The 19,613-nt window shown below is 58.9% G+C and carries 18 protein-coding genes; 16 read left to right on the top strand and 2 right to left on the bottom strand.

The features are described from left to right. Positions 1 to 24 precede the first annotated feature (24 nt). Positions 25 to 807, top strand: a complete 783-nt coding sequence (locus CHH27_RS02160; RefSeq protein ID WP_094074462.1) for an arginyltransferase — start codon at positions 25 to 27, stop codon at positions 805 to 807. A 16-nt stretch (positions 808 to 823) separates the two neighbouring features. Here the strand turns inward: CHH27_RS02160 and CHH27_RS02155 are convergent, their stop codons facing one another. Beyond that, complete coding sequence (locus CHH27_RS02155) at positions 824 to 1,483, bottom strand: uracil-DNA glycosylase (RefSeq protein WP_094070120.1); 660 nt, start codon at positions 1,481 to 1,483, stop codon at positions 824 to 826. 9 nt (positions 1,484 to 1,492) lie between these two features. Further along, on the bottom strand, positions 1,493 to 2,086 hold the full coding sequence (locus CHH27_RS02150; RefSeq protein WP_094070119.1) for an NYN domain-containing protein: 594 nt from the start codon (positions 2,084 to 2,086) through the stop codon (positions 1,493 to 1,495). 396 nt (positions 2,087 to 2,482) lie between these two features. Between CHH27_RS02150 and rpoZ the strand changes: the two genes are divergently transcribed. From rpoZ to CHH27_RS02075, 15 genes are all read left to right on the top strand, one after another. Next, positions 2,483 to 2,884, top strand: a complete 402-nt coding sequence (gene rpoZ / locus CHH27_RS02145) for a DNA-directed RNA polymerase subunit omega (RefSeq protein WP_094070118.1) — start codon at positions 2,483 to 2,485, stop codon at positions 2,882 to 2,884. Positions 2,885 to 2,992: 108 nt separating this feature from the next. After that, entirely contained in the window at positions 2,993 to 5,236 is a 2,244-nt protein-coding gene (locus CHH27_RS02140; protein ID WP_094070117.1) for a bifunctional (p)ppGpp synthetase/guanosine-3',5'-bis(diphosphate) 3'-pyrophosphohydrolase, read from the top strand. A 29-nt stretch (positions 5,237 to 5,265) separates the two neighbouring features. Beyond that, entirely contained in the window at positions 5,266 to 5,847 is a 582-nt protein-coding gene (pyrE, locus tag CHH27_RS02135) for an orotate phosphoribosyltransferase (protein WP_094070116.1), read from the top strand. A gap of 29 nt (positions 5,848 to 5,876) precedes the next feature. Beyond that, complete coding sequence (locus CHH27_RS02130; protein WP_094070115.1) at positions 5,877 to 6,479, top strand: DUF2062 domain-containing protein; 603 nt, start codon at positions 5,877 to 5,879, stop codon at positions 6,477 to 6,479. Positions 6,480 to 6,532: 53 nt separating this feature from the next. Continuing rightward, positions 6,533 to 6,973, top strand: coding sequence for a holo-ACP synthase (acpS, locus tag CHH27_RS02125; RefSeq protein ID WP_094070114.1), 441 nt, complete (start codon positions 6,533 to 6,535; stop codon positions 6,971 to 6,973). Between the two features lie 104 nt (positions 6,974 to 7,077). After that, complete coding sequence (gene lepB, locus CHH27_RS02120) at positions 7,078 to 7,827, top strand: signal peptidase I (RefSeq protein ID WP_094070113.1); 750 nt, start codon at positions 7,078 to 7,080, stop codon at positions 7,825 to 7,827. Between the two features lie 42 nt (positions 7,828 to 7,869). Further along, positions 7,870 to 8,577, top strand: coding sequence for a ribonuclease III (rnc, locus tag CHH27_RS02115; RefSeq protein WP_094070112.1), 708 nt, complete (start codon positions 7,870 to 7,872; stop codon positions 8,575 to 8,577). 82 nt (positions 8,578 to 8,659) lie between these two features. Next, on the top strand, positions 8,660 to 9,586 hold the full coding sequence (gene era / locus CHH27_RS02110) for a GTPase Era (RefSeq protein ID WP_094074461.1): 927 nt from the start codon (positions 8,660 to 8,662) through the stop codon (positions 9,584 to 9,586). 57 nt (positions 9,587 to 9,643) lie between these two features. After that, entirely contained in the window at positions 9,644 to 10,399 is a 756-nt protein-coding gene (gene recO / locus CHH27_RS02105; protein WP_094070111.1) for a DNA repair protein RecO, read from the top strand. 455 nt (positions 10,400 to 10,854) lie between these two features. Further along, on the top strand, positions 10,855 to 14,109 hold the full coding sequence (locus tag CHH27_RS02100) for a DUF2169 domain-containing protein (RefSeq protein ID WP_094070110.1): 3,255 nt from the start codon (positions 10,855 to 10,857) through the stop codon (positions 14,107 to 14,109). Positions 14,110 to 14,149: 40 nt separating this feature from the next. After that, entirely contained in the window at positions 14,150 to 15,292 is a 1,143-nt protein-coding gene (locus CHH27_RS02095) for a pentapeptide repeat-containing protein (protein ID WP_198338331.1), read from the top strand. Between the two features lie 22 nt (positions 15,293 to 15,314). Then, complete coding sequence (locus CHH27_RS02090) at positions 15,315 to 15,794, top strand: DUF4150 domain-containing protein (protein ID WP_094070108.1); 480 nt, start codon at positions 15,315 to 15,317, stop codon at positions 15,792 to 15,794. Positions 15,795 to 15,906: 112 nt separating this feature from the next. Then, entirely contained in the window at positions 15,907 to 16,971 is a 1,065-nt protein-coding gene (locus tag CHH27_RS02085) for a hypothetical protein (RefSeq protein ID WP_157738647.1), read from the top strand. 102 nt (positions 16,972 to 17,073) lie between these two features. Then, complete coding sequence (locus CHH27_RS02080) at positions 17,074 to 17,643, top strand: DUF3540 domain-containing protein (protein ID WP_157738646.1); 570 nt, start codon at positions 17,074 to 17,076, stop codon at positions 17,641 to 17,643. Positions 17,644 to 17,699: 56 nt separating this feature from the next. After that, the gene (locus CHH27_RS02075) at positions 17,700 to 19,592 is read left to right on the top strand and encodes a tetratricopeptide repeat protein (RefSeq protein WP_094070105.1); all 1,893 of its coding nucleotides are present in this window, start codon (positions 17,700 to 17,702) and stop codon (positions 19,590 to 19,592) included. Positions 19,593 to 19,613 lie beyond the last annotated feature (21 nt).

Genomic DNA, 19,613 nt, shown 5'->3' with positions numbered 1-19,613 from the left:
CTAAGGGATTCGCGGGACAAAACGGTGACACGGCACGCCACAGATCATCCCCAGTTCTATCTTACGGCCCCCGCACCCTGTCCGTATCTGGACGGCAAACAGGAGCGCAAGGTTTTCACGCATCTTGTCGGCCATGGCGCCCCCGCATTGAACGAAGTCCTGACACAAGGCGGTTTCCGCCGCAGCCAGAACATTGCCTATCGGCCGGCCTGCGAACGGTGCCAGGCCTGCATTTCCGTGCGTGTGCGTGTGGATGACTTCAAGTGGACCAAGTCCTTCAAGCGGGTCTGGAAGTCCGGCGCCGACATCGTGGGCGCGCGTCTCCCGCCCAGCCCCTCTTCAGAACAATATGATCTCTTCCGCGATTATCTCGAAGCCCGTCATGAAAACGGCGGCATGACCGAAATGAGCGTTCTGGATTACGCCATGATGGTCGAAGACACGCACGTGGAGACGATGGTGCTGGAGTACCGCCAGAGAGGTCCGAACAGCTTCATCACCGGCACCGGCGACGGCCCGCTCCTTGGCGTGGCGCTCAGCGATCAGCTCTCTGACGGCCTGTCGATGGTCTATTCCTTTTACGATCCCGCTTACGACGCCACCGCGCTCGGCACCTACATGATCCTGGATCACATCGACCGGGCCCGCAAAATGAACCTGCCTTACGTCTATCTGGGCTACTGGGTCGAAGGCTCACAGAAGATGGCCTACAAGGCCCGGTTCCGGCCGCAGGAGCATCTTGGTCCAAACGGTTGGATGGTTGTTGACGCCGAGGCCTATCAGAAAGAGCCGCATTCGGAAGAGTAGGACCTCAACCGTTTCCTTAGGGGATGTGAGCCCGAATTTTCTCAAACACGTCGCGGAACATCTCTTCCGTCAGCCGTCCCGTGTTGGTGTTGTATCTTGAGCAGTGATAGCTGTCGAACAGCGTGAGCCCGGTGCCGGGGAGCGCGTGTTCCGCGCAATGCGCGAAAGGAAACGCGGCGCGGCGCTGGCCGAGCGCGGTCAGGAAGGTCTCATGCGCGATCCGCCCGAGCGCCAGCACAGCCTTGATCGACGGATTGGCCGACAGCGTGGACAGGAGATAGGGCCGGCAGGTCTTGATTTCAGCGCCTGTCGGTTTGTTTTGCGGCGGCAGGCAGCGTACGGCATTGGTGATCATGGCATCGACCAGCTGCAAACCATCATCCGGCCGCGCCAGATAGGTTCCCCTGGCAAAGCCGAAATCGATCATCGTCTTGTAGAGCAGATCGCCGGCGTAATCCCCGGTAAAGGGCCGGCCGGTGCAATTCGCCCCCTTCATGCCCGGCGCCAGGCCAATGACCAGAAGCCTGGGCGTGCTGGCACCAAAGGAAGGTACCGGCGCGTTGTGCCAGTCCGGATGAACAGACTTCAGTTCATCGCGCAAAGCCACGAGCCTCGGGCAATCCGGACAATCCAGAGGAGGATCAACCGGACCGAGGCTATCTTGCACAGCGGCCATCAGGACACCTTAGTAATCGTCGTCCTCGTCGTCATCATCATGATGCGCGGGCGTTTGCGGGCGCTGGGGACGTTCGGAAGGGTCGCGGCCGATCTTGTTGGCAAGGCTTGCCAGATCGATGAAGTGGTCCGCCTGCCGGCGCAGGTCGTCAGCAATCATCGGCGGCTGGGTTTTCAGGGTCGAGACAACGCTCACCTTGCGGCCCTTGCGCTGCAGCGCTTCCACCAGGGAGCGGAAGTCGCCATCGCCGGAAAACAGAACGATGTGATCAACGGACTCAACCAGCTCCATGGCATCCACGGCAAGTTCGATGTCCATGTTGCCCTTCACCTTGCGGCGCCCGGCACTGTCCACAAACTCCTTCACCGGTTTCGTGATCACCTTGTAGCCGTTGTAATCCAGCCAGTCGATCAGCGGACGGATCGAGGAATACTCCTGATCTTCTATCAACGCGGTGTAGTAGTACGCGCGTAGGAGGTAGGCCTGTCCCTGGAACTCTTTCAGCAATCTCTTGTAGTCAATGTCAAAACCGATGGCTTTGGCCGTTGAATACAAGTTGGCTCCATCAATGAACAAAGCAACCTTTTCTCGAGCGTCAAACATCTTATTTGAAACCTTTCCGAGTTATATGCGTCGCACAAAAACCGCTTTAAAAAACTCGACTTCCCGCTGCCAAGTCAGATACCGCGTTCGTTCAGACAACGCATATAGTGCTGTGAAGATACCGTGCGTGCCACAGTTTCAGTCAGCTTATTGTTTTGTTTCGCAACAGCCTTCTGATTCTGGCAGAGGCTGTCGTTAGTGGCGTACACCATAATATTGGACGCTCGCAATGCAAAAGCGAGACACGAAATGAAAATCGGGCAAAAAAACCTGCATTTTTGCCTTCCTGCGTTCGGTTGTCACGGTTTGCCTCGCAAAAGCGACAAGGGGTTGCTTTTTTGAAACGTCAACACTATACGCTGGTTCTTCAAGTTCCAAAACCTATGGAGACGTCGAATGGCGCGCGTGACCGTCGAGGACTGCATCGACAAGGTCGAAAACCGGTTTGAGCTGGTGCTGCTTGCTGCGCATCGCGCTCGTATGATCTCGAGCGGTTCGCCGCTGACGATTGACCGTGACAACGACAAGAACCCTGTTGTTGCACTGCGGGAGATCGCCGAGCAGACCGTCAGCCCGGAAGACATGAAAGAAGACCTGATCCATTCCCTGCAGAAGTTTGTGGAAGTGGATGAGCCGGAAGCCGAAGCCGTGCCGCTGGTGCCCGCCCCGGGTCAGCAGCAGATGACGCAGGTGAAACAGGTTGACGACAGCGCGGTCGAGTTTGATCGCATGTCTGAAGAAGACCTCCTGCGCGGCTTGGAAGGTCTGGTGCCGCCGGAGCGGACCGACGACGTCTGATTCTACGTCACAAGCGCGCCTGAAACGCGGCCGATCCGGTCCGGCGCTTCAGGCGTTTTTTGTATTCACCGCTGATGTCTCAGCCGGTTGCCAGGGTCGGTTGCGGCCATGATGCGTCAATACGAACTCGTCGAACGGGTTACGCGATACAATCCGGACGCCGACGAAGCCTTGCTCAACAAGGCTTACGTCTATGCCATGCAGAAGCATGGTTCCCAGATGCGTGCATCTGGCGACCCCTATTTTTCTCATCCGCTTGAAGTTGCCGCGATCCTGACCGATCTGCGTCTGGACGATGCCACCATTGCCGTGGCTCTTCTCCACGACACGATCGAGGATACCGACGCCACCAGGGCGGAGATCGATTCCCTTTTCGGCGAAGAGATCGGCAAGCTAGTCGATGGCCTGACCAAGATCTCGCGGCTTGACCTGGTGTCCCGCAAGGCGAAGCAGGCGGAGAATTTCCGAAAGCTGCTGCTGGCAATCGCCGATGATGTGCGCGTGCTTCTGGTCAAGCTGGCAGACCGCTTGCACAACATGCGCACGCTCCATCACATGCCGGAGCACAAGCGCGGCCGGATTGCTGAAGAAACGATGGAAATCTATGCGCCGCTGGCCGGGCGCATGGGCATGCACGACCTGCGCGAGGAACTGGAGGACATTTCCTTCCAGACGCTCAACCCGGAAGCCTACGAGACCATCACAGACCGGCTGGCGGACTTGCGCGAGCGCAACCGCGACCTCATCCTGGACATTGAAACGACCCTGACCGAACGGCTGAGCGAACGCGGTATGGCCGCGGTCGTGAAGGGCCGCGAAAAGCGTCCGTATTCGATCTTCCGCAAGATGCAGCGCAAGGCGATTGGCTTCGAGCAGCTCTCGGACATCTACGGCTTCCGCGTGACGGTCGCCACCGTCGAGGCCTGTTACCGTGTCCTTGGCGTCATTCACACCACCTGGCCGACCGTGCCCGGCCGGTTCAAGGACTATATCTCCACACCGAAGCAGAACGACTACAAGTCGATCCACACCACCATTGTCGGCCCCTCCCGCCAGCGCGTGGAACTGCAGATCCGCACCGTGTCCATGAACAGGGTCGCGGAATACGGCATTGCCGCGCATGCGCTCTACAAGGACGGCGAACTGGGTGGACGCAACATTGCCCGGCATACCGAAGATTGCAGGGCCTTTGAGTGGCTGCGCCGGACCACTGAACTCCTCGCCCAGGGCGACACGCCGGAGGAGTTCCTGGAGAACACAAAGCTGGAACTGTTCCACGACCAGGTGTTCTGCTTCTCGCCCAAGGGACGGCTGATTGCACTGCCGCGCGGTGCGACGCCGATCGACTTCGCCTATGCCGTTCATACGGGCATCGGCAACACCTGCGTTGGCTGCAAGATCAACGGCAAGATCATGCCGCTGGTGACCGAACTGCATAACGGAGACGAAGTGGAGATTATCCGCTCGCCGGCGCAGACCCCTCCCCCGGCCTGGGAAGCCATTGCGGTGACCGGGAAGGCCCGGGCCGCCATCCGGCGGGCTACACGCGAATCCGTGCGCCAGCAGTATGGTGCGCTCGGCGAGCACATCCTGAAACGCGCTTTCGCCCGCGCAGACAAGGCCTATTCGGAAGATCTTCTGGAAGCCGTTCTCGACACGCACCACCAGTCGAGCGTTGCCGACCTTCTGGCCGCCGTCGGTCGGGGAGACCTGGGCGCCCAGATCGTGTTGAAATCCGCTCATCCCGATTACCAGGACGAACGCGTCGCCTTGTCCGGTCCTCCGATGGAGGAAGGCTGGTTCGGCCTGAAACAGGGGCATGGCCTGAAGTTCCGCATTCCGCCGGGCGAGCTCGAAGACAGCAAATCGCCGCTCGACAGCGAGGACGGCGGCGAAGGGCCGGCCCTGCCGATCCGCGGGTTGTCCGGAGACATCCCGGTCACCTTTGCCCCTGACGGTGGCGCAGTGCCCGGAGATCGGATCGTAGGCATCTTGACCCCTTCCGAGGGATTGACCATCTATCCGATACAATCGCCGGCGCTGAAGGAATTCGACGACCAGACCGAGCGTTGGGTGGACGTGCGCTGGGACATCGACGTCAACAATCCGGAGCGGTTTCCGGCCCGGCTTGACATATCCGCCGCCAATGAACCGGGATCCCTCGCAACGATCGCCCAGGTGATCGGTGAAAACAGCGGCAATATCGACAACGTGAAAATGGTGCAGCGGGCACCTGATTTTCACCAGATGATGATCGATCTGGAAGTGTGGGACCTGAAGCACCTGAACCGGATCATCAACCAATTGCGGACGAAGTCGAATGTATCGAGCGTCAACCGGGTGAATGGCTGACCGCTCCAATTGATTAGAGGATTTTGGAAATGAACCGAGACGAAGTGTTGTCCTTGTTCCGCGAGGCGGGCGCCATTCTGGAAGGCCATTTCATCCTCACATCCGGCCTGCGCAGCCCGGTGTTCCTTCAAAAGGCACGGGTCTTCATGTACCCGGACAAGACAGAGAAGCTCTGCAAGGCGCTTGCGGAAAAAATTGCTTCCGCCGGCCTCGGAGACATCGACTACATCGTTTCCCCTGCGCTCGGCGGACTTATCCCCGGCTACGAGACCGCCCGCCATCTCGGCATTCCGGCCATGTGGGTGGAGCGTGAAGACGGCGAATTCCGCCTGCGCCGCTTCGACCTGCCGAAGGGAGCCAGGGTCATCATTGTTGAAGATATTGTCACAACCGGCCTGTCGAGCCGGGAAACGGTAACCTCGTTGAAAGCTCTTGGTGCTGAAGTTCTGGCTGTTGCCTGTCTGATCGACCGGTCCGGTGGCGAGGCCGATGTCTCGGTGCCGCTGGTCGCTTTGGCAGACTACAAGGTCCCGGCCTACGAAGCCGACAAGCTTCCGCCCGAATTGGCTGCCATTCCAGCCGTCAAGCCGGGCAGCCGCGGACTGAGCTGAGACACCAACGACGGGATCGACTTGAAAACATGCTGTTTCGCCGAAGAAATAGGCCAACGAGGATCGAGCGACTGCGCGTCGCCGTCTGGCCGCGAAACAGCTGGTCCCGGTCGACACGCTATTTCAGCAAACGGGTGCTGCGGCTGACCGCAACGCCCAATGCGATTGCACTTGGATTTGCCGCCGGCGCCTTTGCCTCCTTTACACCGCTGGTCGGGTTTCACTTCCTTACCGCCTTTGCGCTTGCCTACGTGATCCGGGGCAACCTGATCGCTTCCGCACTTGGCACTTCCGTCGGCAATCCGCTGACCTTTCCGTTCATCTGGGCGTCCACCTTCAAGGTCGGGCAATGGATCCTTCATGGCCGGGCGCCAAAAGCCGATCCGCACAAGGTCCATCAGCAATTCCAGGAAGGTCTTCTGGAAAAGTCCTATGACAGCCTGTGGCCGATGCTCAAACCGATGTTTGTCGGCGCCGTGCCGCTTGGCCTGACCGTCGCCATCATCTCCTACGTGATCGTCTACAAGAGCGTTGAGGTCTATCAGCGCCGCCGCCGCATGAAGCTGGCCGAAAAGGGCGATCAGCTCTTCCCCTCTCCCCGCTCGCCGATGGAAGAAGACGGCAGCGCTTGAATTTGCAGCCGCCGGAGCCCACCTAGAGCTTCGAAAAACATGAGAGCAATATCATGATTTTAGGGATCGGCAGCGACCTGATCGACATCCGGAGAATCGAGAAAACCCTCGACAGATTTGGTGATCGGTTCACCAACCGTGTGTTCACGGAGATTGAGCGGGCGAAATCTGACCGTAGGGCCGAACGTGCCGCCTCCTACGCCAAACGCTTCGCCGCCAAGGAGGCCTGCTCCAAGGCGCTCGGCAGCGGCATCCGCATGGGAGTTGCCTGGCGGGAAATGGGCGTTGTCAACCTGCCATCCGGCAAACCCACCATCGCTCTGGCAGGCGGCGCTGCTGACCGGTTGGCCGCCATGACCCCGGCAGGGTTCAAGACGACGATCGACCTGACAATCACCGACGACTTTCCGTTGGCGCAGGCCTTTGTCGTGATCTCCGCCTGGCCTTTGGACTGGCCGGACCCGGTTTCGCCGGTTTCCCCCGGAAAGCCTTGATTGAGAGCGAACCGCTGCATTGCTTCCGGTCACGCGACCGGCTAAAAGTCCCGCTGGATGACAGCGGCTGAACTGAAACCGCGAACAGGTGTTTAAGGGATAAGATGAGCGTGACGGAAAACAAGAAGGAGAAGGACGGCGGACTTGGCGAGACGGTCAAGATCATTGTCCAGGCGTTGCTGCTTGCGCTGGTTGTCCGGACTTTCCTGTTCCAGCCCTTCAATATCCCGTCCGGCTCGATGAAGGACACGCTGCTGATCGGCGACTATCTTTTCGTCTCCAAATACAGCTACGGCTATTCACGCTACTCCTTCCCCTTCGGTCTGGCTCCGTTTTCGGGCCGAGTCTGGTCGGCAGAACCAGAACGCGGTGACATTGCCGTGTTCAAGCTGCCGACGGATACGTCGACCGATTACATCAAGCGGGTGATTGGCCTGCCGGGTGACACAATCCAGGTGATTGACGGCGTCGTTCACATCAACGACGAACCGGTCAAGCGCGAACGTATCGACGACTTTATCGAACAGAGCCCGTCCGGCGTTGTCGACCGGGTTCCGCGCTATCGGGAAACCCTGCCGAATGGCGTCAGCTACGAGACGCTCGACATCACGCAACGCGGCAACCGGGACAACACCCGGAAGTACAAGGTCCCCGAAGGCCACTACTTCATGATGGGTGACAACCGGGACAATTCGGTCGACAGCCGTTATCCGCAGGTCGGTTTCGTGCCATTTGAAAACTTCATGGGCCGCGCTGAAATCCTGTTCTTCTCCATCAAGGACAAGACACCTGCCTGGCAGGTCTGGACCTGGCCGTGGAGCGTGCGCTGGGACCGGATCGGCCGAACGCTGTAACAGCGCGGTTTCAGGGCTCCGCCAAAACTGCAAAGCAATTGCATGAGCAAACAACCACAAAGAAGTCCGGTTTCGGCCCTCAAGGACGCCTTGCAGCACGATTTCAGGGATCTGGAGCTGTTGCGGGTCGCGCTTACCCATGCGAGCGCCCTGGCGCCGAGTGAAACCGTCACCGGCAGCTACCAGCGCCTGGAGTTTCTGGGGGACCGCGTGCTGGGCCTGGTGATCGCCTCCATGCTGCACAAGCATTTTCCCAAGGCCGATGAAGGCGAGCTCGCCCGTCGCTTCAATCACATGGTCAAACGGGAAACCTGCGCGGAAATCGCCCAGGAACTGGGCGTTGGCGATGCCATGCGCATTGGGCTCGCCGAAGCGCAGACAGGCGGACGCAAGAAAACCGCCCTGCTCGCCGATATCTGTGAGAGCATCATCGCGGCGATCTACCTGGATGGCGGCTTTGAGGCGGCCGAGTCCTTTGTCAGGCGCCTGTGGGAACCGCGTATGTTATCCTGGTCAGGTCCGCTGCGGGACGCCAAGACCACGTTGCAGGAATGGGCCCAGTCCAAAAGCCTGCCGACGCCACGCTATGACGTCACCGGCCGAGAAGGGCCCGATCACGCCCCGAGTTTCACCGTGTCGGTGACAGTCCAGGGCCTGCCCGCCGGCCAGGGCAAAGGTGGCTCGAAGCGGATTGCCGAACAAAGCGCGGCGGAAGCCGTCTTGCGCCGGGAAGGCGTGTGGAAGGAATAGAACCACCTTGAGCGACGACAACGACAACAACAACGACCGCGAAGACGACACAGGTTTTCAGCCACCTGCGGCCCGCTTCGACATGCCGCTTCCAGAGCCGCTGCCGGAGATGCCGGAGGGCACGCGCGCGGGCTTCGTGGCCCTGATCGGTGCTCCCAACGCCGGCAAATCGACGCTGATCAACCAGCTCGTCGGCACCAAGGTATCGATTGTCACCCACAAGGTGCAGACCACCCGCACCATCGTGCGTGGTGTTGCCATGCACGGCGCTGCCCAGCTCGTGTTCATCGACACGCCGGGCATATTCAAGCCGAAACGCCGGCTGGACCGGGCCATGGTCGACACAGCCTGGGGCGGTGCTCGCGACGCCGACGTGATCGCGCTTCTGATCGACTCCAGAAAGGGCATCGACGAAGAGGTCGAGAACATTCTCAAGAGGCTGCAGAACCAGTCTGCCCCCAAGGTTCTGATCCTGAACAAGACCGATGTCGCCAAGCGCGAAAAGCTGCTGCAGCTGGCGCAAAAGGCCAATGAATACATCGAGTTCGAGGAAACTTTCATGATCTCTGCGCTGACCGGCGACGGCACGCAGGCAATCCTTGAACACTTTGCCTCAAAGGTGCCCGAGGGGCCGTGGCTCTTTCCTGAAGACCAGCCCTCCGACCTGCCGCTGCGCATTCTGGCCGCCGAGATCACCCGTGAAAAACTGTTTGAGCGGCTGCACCAGGAACTGCCCTATATCTCGACGGTGGAAACCGAACAGTGGCAGAGCCGCAAGGACGGGTCTGCGCGCATCGAGCAGACCATCTATGTGGAGCGGGACAGCCAGAAGAGCATTGTGCTCGGCAAACGCGGTCAGACCATCAAGCAGATCTCGCAGGCGGCCCGGGAAGAATTGTCCGAGATCATCGAAGCGCCGGTGCATCTGTTCCTGTTCGTGAAGGTCCGGGAAAACTGGGCCGATGATCCGGAACGCTACCGCGAAATGGGTCTGGAATTCCCGAAATAACAGGTACACTGCCGCGAATCCGCCGCCTGTTGCCGCGGACCTGACGTGGAACCGCCCATGGAGTGGATTGGACGCGGCGTGGTGCTGACCACCCGCAAACATGGTGAAAATGACGTCATCCTGGAGGCCATGACCGAAGATCATGGCCGCCATCTCGGGCTCGTCCGCGGTGGCCGGTCGCGGCGCCATCGACCGGTGCTCCAGCCAGGCAACGCGCTCGCGCTTACCTGGAAGGCACGTCTTTCAGACCATCTGGGGCAGTTTCAGGTCGAACCGGAGACCTTGAGAGCCGGCGACCTGATGACCAGCGGGCTTGGACTTGCCGGTATCCAGCACCTTGCCGTTCTGCTTCGCCTCTTGCCAGAACGTCATCCCTATCCCGGCCTGTTCGACGCGCTTGGCGTGGTTCTAGACCATCTGGAAACGGCAGATGCGGCCGGAGCACTGCTCATCCGCTTTGAACTGGAGTTGCTGAAAGTGCTCGGTCTGGGGCTCGACCTCACTCGCTGTGCAGCGACAGGCGAGCAGGAAGACCTGATTTACGTTTCGCCCAAATCGGCGCGAGCCGTCAGCCGAGACGCCGGCCGGCCCTATCATGACAAATTGCTGCCGCTTCCCTCCTTTCTTCTGGACGGTCAACGCCAGGCAGGCAGTGAACTGACGTGGAGAGATGTCACGGAAGGGTTTGGTCTCACCGGGTTTTTCCTCGACCGGCATCTGGCTGAAAACGGTCTGGTGCAAGGTGGCAGCCGCGAATTGCTGCTTGGAGCCCTTGAAAAAAGATATCGCGCCGAATTTCCATGGAATTTCTGAACTGGTTACCGCTGACAACAGCTGGTGATTGGCATGTTTCACAACGCCAACCTGGTATTCAATTTAAAATTGCATAGCCGTTTTTTAAGGCTGACCTCCCCTTCCCCTCCGGTCTCAAACTCGCACAACCAAAGCCTTGAGATCGGTTCATACATGGAAACAAAACAGGTCAAAATCGTACAATTAGACCAAATTTGACCTACAAATTGTTCATTTCGGTCCTTATTCGGCCCCAATGTCGGTTTCGGCACATATTCTGTCGCAGTCAGCAATTTCTGACTTGCATTGGAAAGTATACAACCTTAAATACAAGATTAAGAAATCGTTAAGTTTCTCGATGAGCCAGCTAACCGGGCAGGAACGAGAAACCCTCCCACTGGTGGGACACGCTTGGCTTTGCAGGGCCAGAACATCAACCGAAGGATATCAGGGGCGATATGAAACGGGGTGCTTAAATGCCCGCGATTGTGAAGCCGTCGAAAATTTCCGCGACCTTTCAACCTCATGCCATTGAGGGCGGGAATATCCTGACGGTTTCGTCATATCTGCTTTTTGATATTTCCACCCCTTACAATCTTCTGACGGAACAGGCGCTGTGGCCGATGGTGGCCGAGCAGATGCCGGACGGCGGCATCTTCGACAAGGGCCAGCTCAAGCCCCGGGCTGAAATGATCATTGCCGGACACGCGCTCGCACCGAACCATCAACCGGTCACAGGCCTGAAGGTGACGGCCCGCTTCGGAGACAGGGTGAAACGCCTGGCCGTTTTCGGAAACCGCTTCTGGCAATCGACCGACAGGGGTGTGGAAATCAGCGCTCCGGAACCGTTTGACAAGATGCCGATCAGCGAGTTGCGCGCCTTCGGCGGCCAGGGCCACGGCCTCAATCCCAAGGGCAAAGGTCACAAGACCCGACATCTGATCGAGGCCGGTCTGGATGCGCCGCTGCCGAACATAGAAGACGCAAACCGCCTGATCCTTACCCCGGAGGATATCCCGCCTCCCACCCATTTCGGTCCATTGGGCCAGGACAATCCTCAACGCCTTAAGCTTGCCGGAACCTATGACATGCATTGGCGGGACCATGTGTCGCCGCGCAGGCCCGACGACTACAATCCGCTCTTTCATTTTGACGCGCCCGAAGACCAGCGGTTTGCATCGTATCTTTCCGGTGGCGAGCCTTTTTCAGTAACCGGAATGTCCCGCACGGGACGGCCCGTGGAAGGAACACTCCCCTCCTTCAGAATGCGTGGCTTCATTCATCGGCCTGACGAGGATGGTCTCACGGAAATGGCAATGGTCTGCGACACCGTCACCTTGTTTCCGAATGTCGAGAAGGCCGTTCTTACCTTCCGCGGCATCACCAAGTGCAAGGATCGGTTCGGCGACGACATCGGGTCGATCCTTCTGGCGGTGGAGCACGGTTCCGTTGAAGCACGCCCACCCGAATACTACCATCGGGTCTTTCAACTGCGCTCCGATCCGGAAGACGGCTACAAACACGCCCTTTCAGACTTTCAGCTCATGCCGGACACCGATCCGGAACAGAGACAAGCAAGGCGCCAGGCGCGTCTGGCACAGGCGCGTGCCGAGCGCGAGACGTTTATCGAAAACGCGAACTGGCTGACGGCGAAGACGCTTCAGGACCAGGGACTGCCTGCGGAATTGCTACCGCCGACGGCGGCCGGTGCTGCTGACGACATTCCACTTGTCGGATTGCCAACGGCCGAGGAACTGGCAAGTGGAGATTTCGACCTCGCCGAACTGATCGATGACATCGAGCGGGTTGAAAGCAGTTTGACCCAAAGGGCTGAAGACGAGTTCACCCGGGCCGAGCTGACTATGCAGGCGCTGGAGGACAAGTTGCCAGACGAGGTCCGAGGTTTGCTGCCGGAACAACGGCTGACAAACAACAAGAGCCTGGCCGACTATCCTGACTTCGAGTTGGATCCCGATATACAGGCCGCTCTGGAGGGAGATATCCCTGTGCCCGGCGACTTGAAGCACGCCGTCAACGAAGCGCTCGCTGAACTGGAGACCCTCGGGGATACATCGGACATCGACACCAGGGTAAGCGAAGCACTGGACGCCGCGTTCAATCCGGAAACCAAACCCGACGAGACCCTAGCGAAACAATGTGCACTTGGCCGGGCGCGGGCATTGCGTTTGCCTGAAGGCTCGCTCCTTTATCCGATCCGACTGGAGTTGGAACAAAACAACCTCGCGGACTTGAGCCTGCCGGACTTTGCCGAAGATGTCGGCTCCGCGCTGCCTGACGATCTGCGTCAAATAACTGATATCGATGTCAGCGACTTGCCCGTGAATGCTAACGATGCGGATCTGGATTTGGACCTTCCAGCGCAAATGCCCGACAGTTTCGGCCCGCAGAAAGTGGACAAGACACTGCTCGCGTCCCAAACCGCGCATGCCATGAAGTCGGCTTCCGGCCTTATCGCAAAGCTCAATCCAAGCCTTGTCGATGCAGATCCGGGCGACCCTCTCCTGAACCTCATAAGTTCTCTTGAAAACGTGCCATCCGTTGGGCCGGACGAAACCGATCTTTCCATGGAGGAAACCGTCAGGCGAGGATGCCAGGACCTGATGTCGTCCCTGGAGGAGAGCGAGGAAGATCTTGAGACAATCCTCTCAGCTGGCCGTCAGAAGTCACCCGAAGCGATGTTCCCGCTGGAACCCTATCTGCCAGAAGCTGCCCGGCAAATCGGCACCATGGTCGGCGAAAAGCTGGCTGGCGGACATGACTTCAAGGGAGCGGATCTGGCCGGCCTTGATCTGCGCGGCCTGGATTTTTCCGGCAAGGACCTTTCCGGCACCTTTTTCGAACAGGCTGACTTGAGGGGCGCATTGTTCACCGACTGCCGGCTGGACGGTGCCGTTTTCACATCCGCCAGGCTGGAAGAAGCCGATTTTTCCGGCTGTGCGCTCACGGGAACGAATTTCAGCGGCGCATATCTGCGCTCCGCGCGCTTTTCCGCGGCGCGGCTGGCAGATTGCATGATCACACAGGCGGACCTTTCGGGCGTCACCGCTCATGGAGCAATCCTCAGTCAACTGACGCTCCTCGACTGCAAACTGGATTTCGCTGATTTCAGTGGCGCCCATATAAACGGCCTCACCGTGATCAAAGGGGCCGGTCTTTGCCTGCGGTTCTGTAATGCGCAGCTCGATCAGGTTGTCTTCCTTGACCTCAATTTGAGTGAAGCCGATTTTTCCTGCGCCAGACTGAACCGGGCTGCCTTTACCAAGGTCCAGGCAATCGATGCGGACTTCTCCCGGGCCTATCTCACGGAGGCCGGTTTTCACGGTCAATGCAATCTGACGGGCGCACGCTTTGAGGCCGTCAAGGCGGCCGACGCGAGCTGGAACGACGTCCTGCTGGAAGAGGCCCTGTTCCTAAGAGCTGATTGCAACAACTGCCTCTTCAACAAATGCAACATGCAGTCCGTAGACGGCAGAGCGGCGTCTTTCAAACAGGCTCGCTTTCTGCTGTCCGATCTCAAATACAGCGACTTTTGTGCGGCCGATTTCTTTGCGGCCTCTCTCACCCAATGCGACGTCAGGCTCGCCTCTTTGAGGCACTCCAACCTGTATGCCGCGGATTTCATGGACGCAAAGCTGACCAGTTGCGACCTGACCAACGCCAACATGGCCAACAGCAATATCGCGCGCCCACATGGCCAGCTGGTCCAGTAGAGCAGGATCTGGCCAAGGAAACCAAGAGGAGGTGCCCGCATTGACAGAACGCAAACCGGATCTTCTGCCGATTTCCGTGAGAGACGCGCTGGAATATGTTGCTCATGACCAGGCCATCACCTTCAAGCAGTTGCCGAATACGTCCCTGAGCGGGCTCGACCTCAAAAACTCGGTCTGGCTCGAGTGCGACCTGGCCTCTTGCGACTTTTCAGGTGCCGACCTGACAGATGCGCAATTCGTCTCGTGCAATCTGGCCGGCGCGGCGTTTTCCGAAGCGAAGCTGCGCCAAACGGCCTTTGTTTCCTGTGACTTGACCTCAGCGGACCTTGCTGGCTGCAACCTTTCGCAGACGCAGCTGATTTCCTGCGCAGCTGACCGCCTGCAGTTGCGGGAGGCGCAACTCGACAAGGCCGTCATGGCGCAGACCGGACTTTCCGGGGCAGACTTCGAGGCGTCCCGCCTTGACCAGAGCCAGATCCTGGACTGCGTGATCGAGAACGTGTCGCTGACGAGTGCGGCCCTCACCAATTTCGTCCTGACAAAGGCCGATCTCAGGAGTGTTGAACTCAAGGGCGTGCAGATCGACACCGCCGTGTTCTCGGAGGCTAACCTGTCGGGCAAGGACCTCTCCGGTCAAACTCTGGAGCGCTGCAGGTTCTCCGACGGACACTTCATCGGAACCAGTTTCGCAAATGCAACTCTCAAGCAATCGATGTTTGTCTCGTGCGATCTGAGCAGAGCCGTGCTGTCCGGCAGCAGGGCAAAACTCTCGTCTTTCATGACCTGCACGCTTGATGGCGCGGATCTCAGCGACAGCAATCTGCTGATGGCAGGATTTTCAGGGTCCAGCCTGCGCGCCGTCAACTTCACCGCATCCGTCATGTGGTCCGCCGTGCTGCAAGGCACGAATTGCCAGGCCGCCCGGTTCGAACGCGCCGATCTGCGCCAGGCGGATCTGACCCATGCCGATGTCAGCGCCGCCAACTTTTCGGTGGCGGAATTCTTCAACACCAAGTTCCACGGCGCAGAGATCGACGGCACGCTCTTTGACGGTGCGCGGGGCAAGGTGCTGGGCACCGATCAGGAACGCAGGATCGCCGAGGTCTATACCCCCAAGATCGTCGTTCTCGATCACGAGGCAGCTTACGGCTCGCACCAGACGCCGATGCAGTCGACGGGATAGACGCATCTGACGGCAAGGCCAGATGTTGCAGGAAAGCAGTGAGGAAAAGGAAGGAATTCAGGGGCAACAGGTAAACGAAGAAAAAGGATCAAGGACAATGCCATTCATCAACTCTCAAGGTCCCCTGCCCGGCATCGATCTGGCACCCGTGGACCCCTACATGCAAGTCACACCCGCCGGAGAAATCCCGCTGGTCTTTCCAAGCACGGGAATGCGGGCAACCGAGGTCCCCAAATGCACCCGTGTCATCGTGCAGGGCACCACGGCACACACGATCATGGACGAAGCTCCGGTCACGATCAGCGGTCCTGGTCGCGGAATGATCTCAAGCGAAGTTTGCTCGTCATCGAAAAACGTCAAATGTTCGACCAAGCTGGTCCTTCAAAATGCGCCGTCTACGCGCGCCCTGATGGACCCAACCGTGCAAAACGGAAAGCTCCCCAATTCGGTCGGCAACACGATCAGTCCGTCGCAAATCAAGGTGATGAACCCAAGCGCCTGAAGTTTCGGCTCTCAGCGGTCAGCCGGCGCCTGCAGCGGGAAAAGCAGGCCAAGCCGGTCGGAACAAGGTCAATGCCGGGACGTAGGCATTCAAGAACAAGAGGGACCTGGAAATGGCAACAATTACATGTACGGTCTGCAGCGGCACCGGCCTTTTGAACGCCGTTACCTGCACGACATGCGGCGGCACGGGCACGGTCTCTGTCGACATAACGGGTATCGACCCCGACTCAGTCACTGGCGACAGCAATGTCGACATCGACCCGTCGGACTACAGCGCCTTTCTGTTTGTTCCGGAAAACGGCAACAGCGCCAGCAAAACACCCGGGGTTCTGCTCCGCCTTGGCAGCTATTGCGAAATCGAAGCCGAAGCAGACAGCGAAGACAAGGCCAAGGTGCTGTATCCGGAAGAGTTCGTTTCGGCGGCAAGTGACAAGTCAAAAGCCTATACGGAAGCCTCGGGAAGCACCGACAAGGGCGGCATCCTTCTGTCCTGTGATGGCCATCTGCTGATCAAGGCCTGCGAAAAGACCTTCATACGCTCCGAGAACGACATCAACATCGAAGGCGGCGAAGCGATTACCATCCGCTCCAACCAAAACAGCGGCGAAGTAAACGAAATCGTCATGGACGATGATGATGGAGGCCTGACGATCAAGACACCAAAAACAGAAACGAAATACAAGGCAGGCACCAAACTTGAATATACTGAAAAAGACTCCCTGACTTACAACAAGGGAAACACCGTCGGCTTTACCGAGGGATCGAAAACCTTTGTCACCTTCGGCAGCAGCAACAGCATGTATTTCGGCGCCGGATTCGACGTTAACGCAGCAGCAACGGTAACCCTCTCGCTTGGGCTCAACTTCAAGTGCTCCGCAGCCCTTACTCTCAGCCTGGCGGCAGTCAGTTGCGATTTCACCTTGTTCAAGTTCTCAAAGGATGAAGTCAAGGTGGACAAGACGGCTGTGGAAGTCGATCAGAACATCCTGGATCTGACCAATGCGCTGACGAAGCTGGAAAACAACAGCGTAAAACTGGCGAACGAAAACCTGAACCTTGCCAGAAGAAACTTCGATCTCCTTCAAACCCAGATTGACGTGAACAGGAGAAACATCGGCTTAAACTCCGAACAGATCAGCGTGAACAAGACAGATCTTATGCATCTGATTTTCTAGGCGAAACGAATTGCAGGCTAGGAACTCGAAATGCACCAGAAAAATCAGTCCCAGGCAAAAAGCGATAAAGACTTCGCCGCCGCTCCCACGATGACAGATAGCTTGAAAACAGCCTTGGTCACGCTCACCCTGTCCGACACGGACCTCGCCCTGAAGACAGCGGACGGCGAAGAGATCTTTGCCCGTCAGGCGGGGAGCTGCCTGCTTTCGCCTGCTGTCGGAGACAAGGTTCTTGTCTATGCGGCCGGCGAAGATGCCTTTGTCCTGGCCGTTCTGGTCCGTGCCGAGGAAAGCCGGACACCAGAGGTCGCTGTACCGGGTGCGTCCTCGCTCAAGATCTCCGCGCGGGACGAACTGGAGCTCTCCGGAAAGACCATGCGGTTCAGGGCCGGCAAACTGGCCATGCTCACGGATGTGCTGGCCCAAAGTGCGAGTGCCGTGACGTTGCACGCCAAAAGCGTCGTCGAAACGATCGCCGAGAAAATCAGCTCGACACGCACGCTCACGGTGAAGGCAGAACACCGGTCGGCCACGATCGAAAAAACCGATACGGTCTCCGCCGGAACCCTTGTCCAGAAAGTGGAAGGCGTTGCCCTGCAAAACAGCGAGATCACGCTGATCAATGCCAAACAGGATGTACGTGTCGATGGAGAACGGATCAGCCTCGGCTGATATCCGGGTCAACCGGTCCTGGCAGGTTGGATGAATAACTGAAGGAATGCTGACCGATGATGTCAGTCGAAGACCGCCTCAAGGCGGCGGCGCAGCACAAGGCGGCGGGCGACAGGGTGAGCGCGGCAGCGCTTTATGAAGCGGTTTTGTTCATGACCCCAAGCCATGGAACAGCCCTCAAGGCGCTCGCGGAAATCCAGATCGAAGACGGCAATTTTGCCGCGGCCGGCGAACTGCTTCAACAAGCACTGGCAAGAGATCCAGCGGATTGCGATGCACGCGTGTCCATGGCCTCGCTGTTGCTGGCAAAGGGCGACCGGCAACAAGCCGACACACTGATTGAAGAAACCCTTGTTCTGGACCCGCTTCATTCCGCCGCCAGTGTGCTCCACGCGGACATGCTCGCAAATAAAGGTCTGCTCGAAGAGGCAGAACGGCTTCTTCGCGAAGCCGTCGACCAGAAGCCGGAGGATGCCGTGCTGCTGTCGTCTCTGGCTGCTCTTTATGCCGGGGTGAAACACAATGCGGCCGCGCTGGACCTTGCCCAAAAAGCGGTCGACAACGCCCCCGATGACCCGAGACACCTGGCAAGGCTCGGCTGCATCCTGGCCGAAACCGGCAATCACGCGAAGGCTCTGCCCGTGCTGGAGGAAGCGCATCTCAAGCTGCCAACGGACCCTCTCGTGATGTTGCACCTTGCCGATTGCCAAACCGCGATCGGGCATGTCGGCGAGGCCAGAATGCTGGCCAAACGCCTCACGCTCCAGTTTCCAGATCTGCTTCCTGCCTGGCTTCTGCTGCTGCGGATCGAGGCTCTCCTGGGAAAGGCCGACAAGACGTTTGCGGATTTTCTGAAGCAGGTAAAACAGCACAAGGACAAATCCGCCGCCCTGATTGCGCTTGCAACCGCCTACCGGCAACGCGGCGACGTCGAAAAGCCGATGCAATTGCTGAAACCCCTGGTGGAGGCCGCAGGCAAGATCGAACGGCACCGCTGCAATGAAGCCCTTGGTCTCTTCCGCGAATGTGCCCTTGCGTCGGACGCCTTGGAAGCCCTTCCCGCAGCAGGACAGGATGGTCTGGCTCACCAGGAGACTTCGACCGGATATGGCAGCGCCCCCTCCCCGAAGGCCACGGACGCTCCCGGATTGTTGGATCGAGACACAGAGAATCTGCTCGTCGAACCAGGTCTTACCAGCCTGGAAACACTTGTCCTTCTGCGTTTTGGTGTGACGTTGCCACCCGGTCGCCAGCGCAAGCAGGTGTTTGGCCCAACCTATCTTGCACCGCTGTCCGACCTCTTCGCCGACTGCACCTTCCTCGGCACCGACACGCAGGAATGGATGCGCGCAGTCGAAAGACCGAACAAGGTGGCATCGCTGTGCGGCGCCTTTTCCCTCCCCCCGGACGACCTGCGCGACCGACGTGCAACGGGTCCCTATCTCGTGGCACGTGACGACCGGCGCCAGATCTGGCAGGCCTCTCTGTCAGCCCTGCCACGCCCGATTGTGGCCCTTGCCTGGAACACCAGCCGGCCCGGCCTTCTCCTCAACGACTACGGCCCCTTGCTGGACGGTTCTCCTGAGTTTCCCGGAACCTTTGTCAGCGTCATGTGGGACGACGCACGCCACCAGCTCGCCAACCGGCCCGATATCATCGATGCCGGCGTGCATTTCCAATCCCTGGCCGACCTTGCCGCGCTCCTTGCCGAAGTCGACCTGCTGCTCGGCCCGGACGGACTGCCGACCCACGTCGCCGGTGCCATGGGCCGCCCTGCTGCTGTCCTGACCCAGCCAGCCTTTCCCTGGTACTGGCATGCAAGGAAAAGCCAGTCGACCTGGTATCCTTCCGTCCGTGTTTTCAAAGGGGACAAGCCTGGTCAATGGACCAGGCTGATTGAGGACCTGATGCCTCCGCTGCAGGACCTGATCGGTCACCACACGCCCTGACCCCAGATCTCGGTCAGAGTG

The organism is Labrenzia sp. VG12, assembly GCF_002237595.1.
Lineage (GTDB): Bacteria > Pseudomonadota > Alphaproteobacteria > Rhizobiales > Stappiaceae > Roseibium.
Note: the sequence above shows the minus strand (reverse complement) of the source record. Positions and strands in the feature narration are given on the sequence as shown.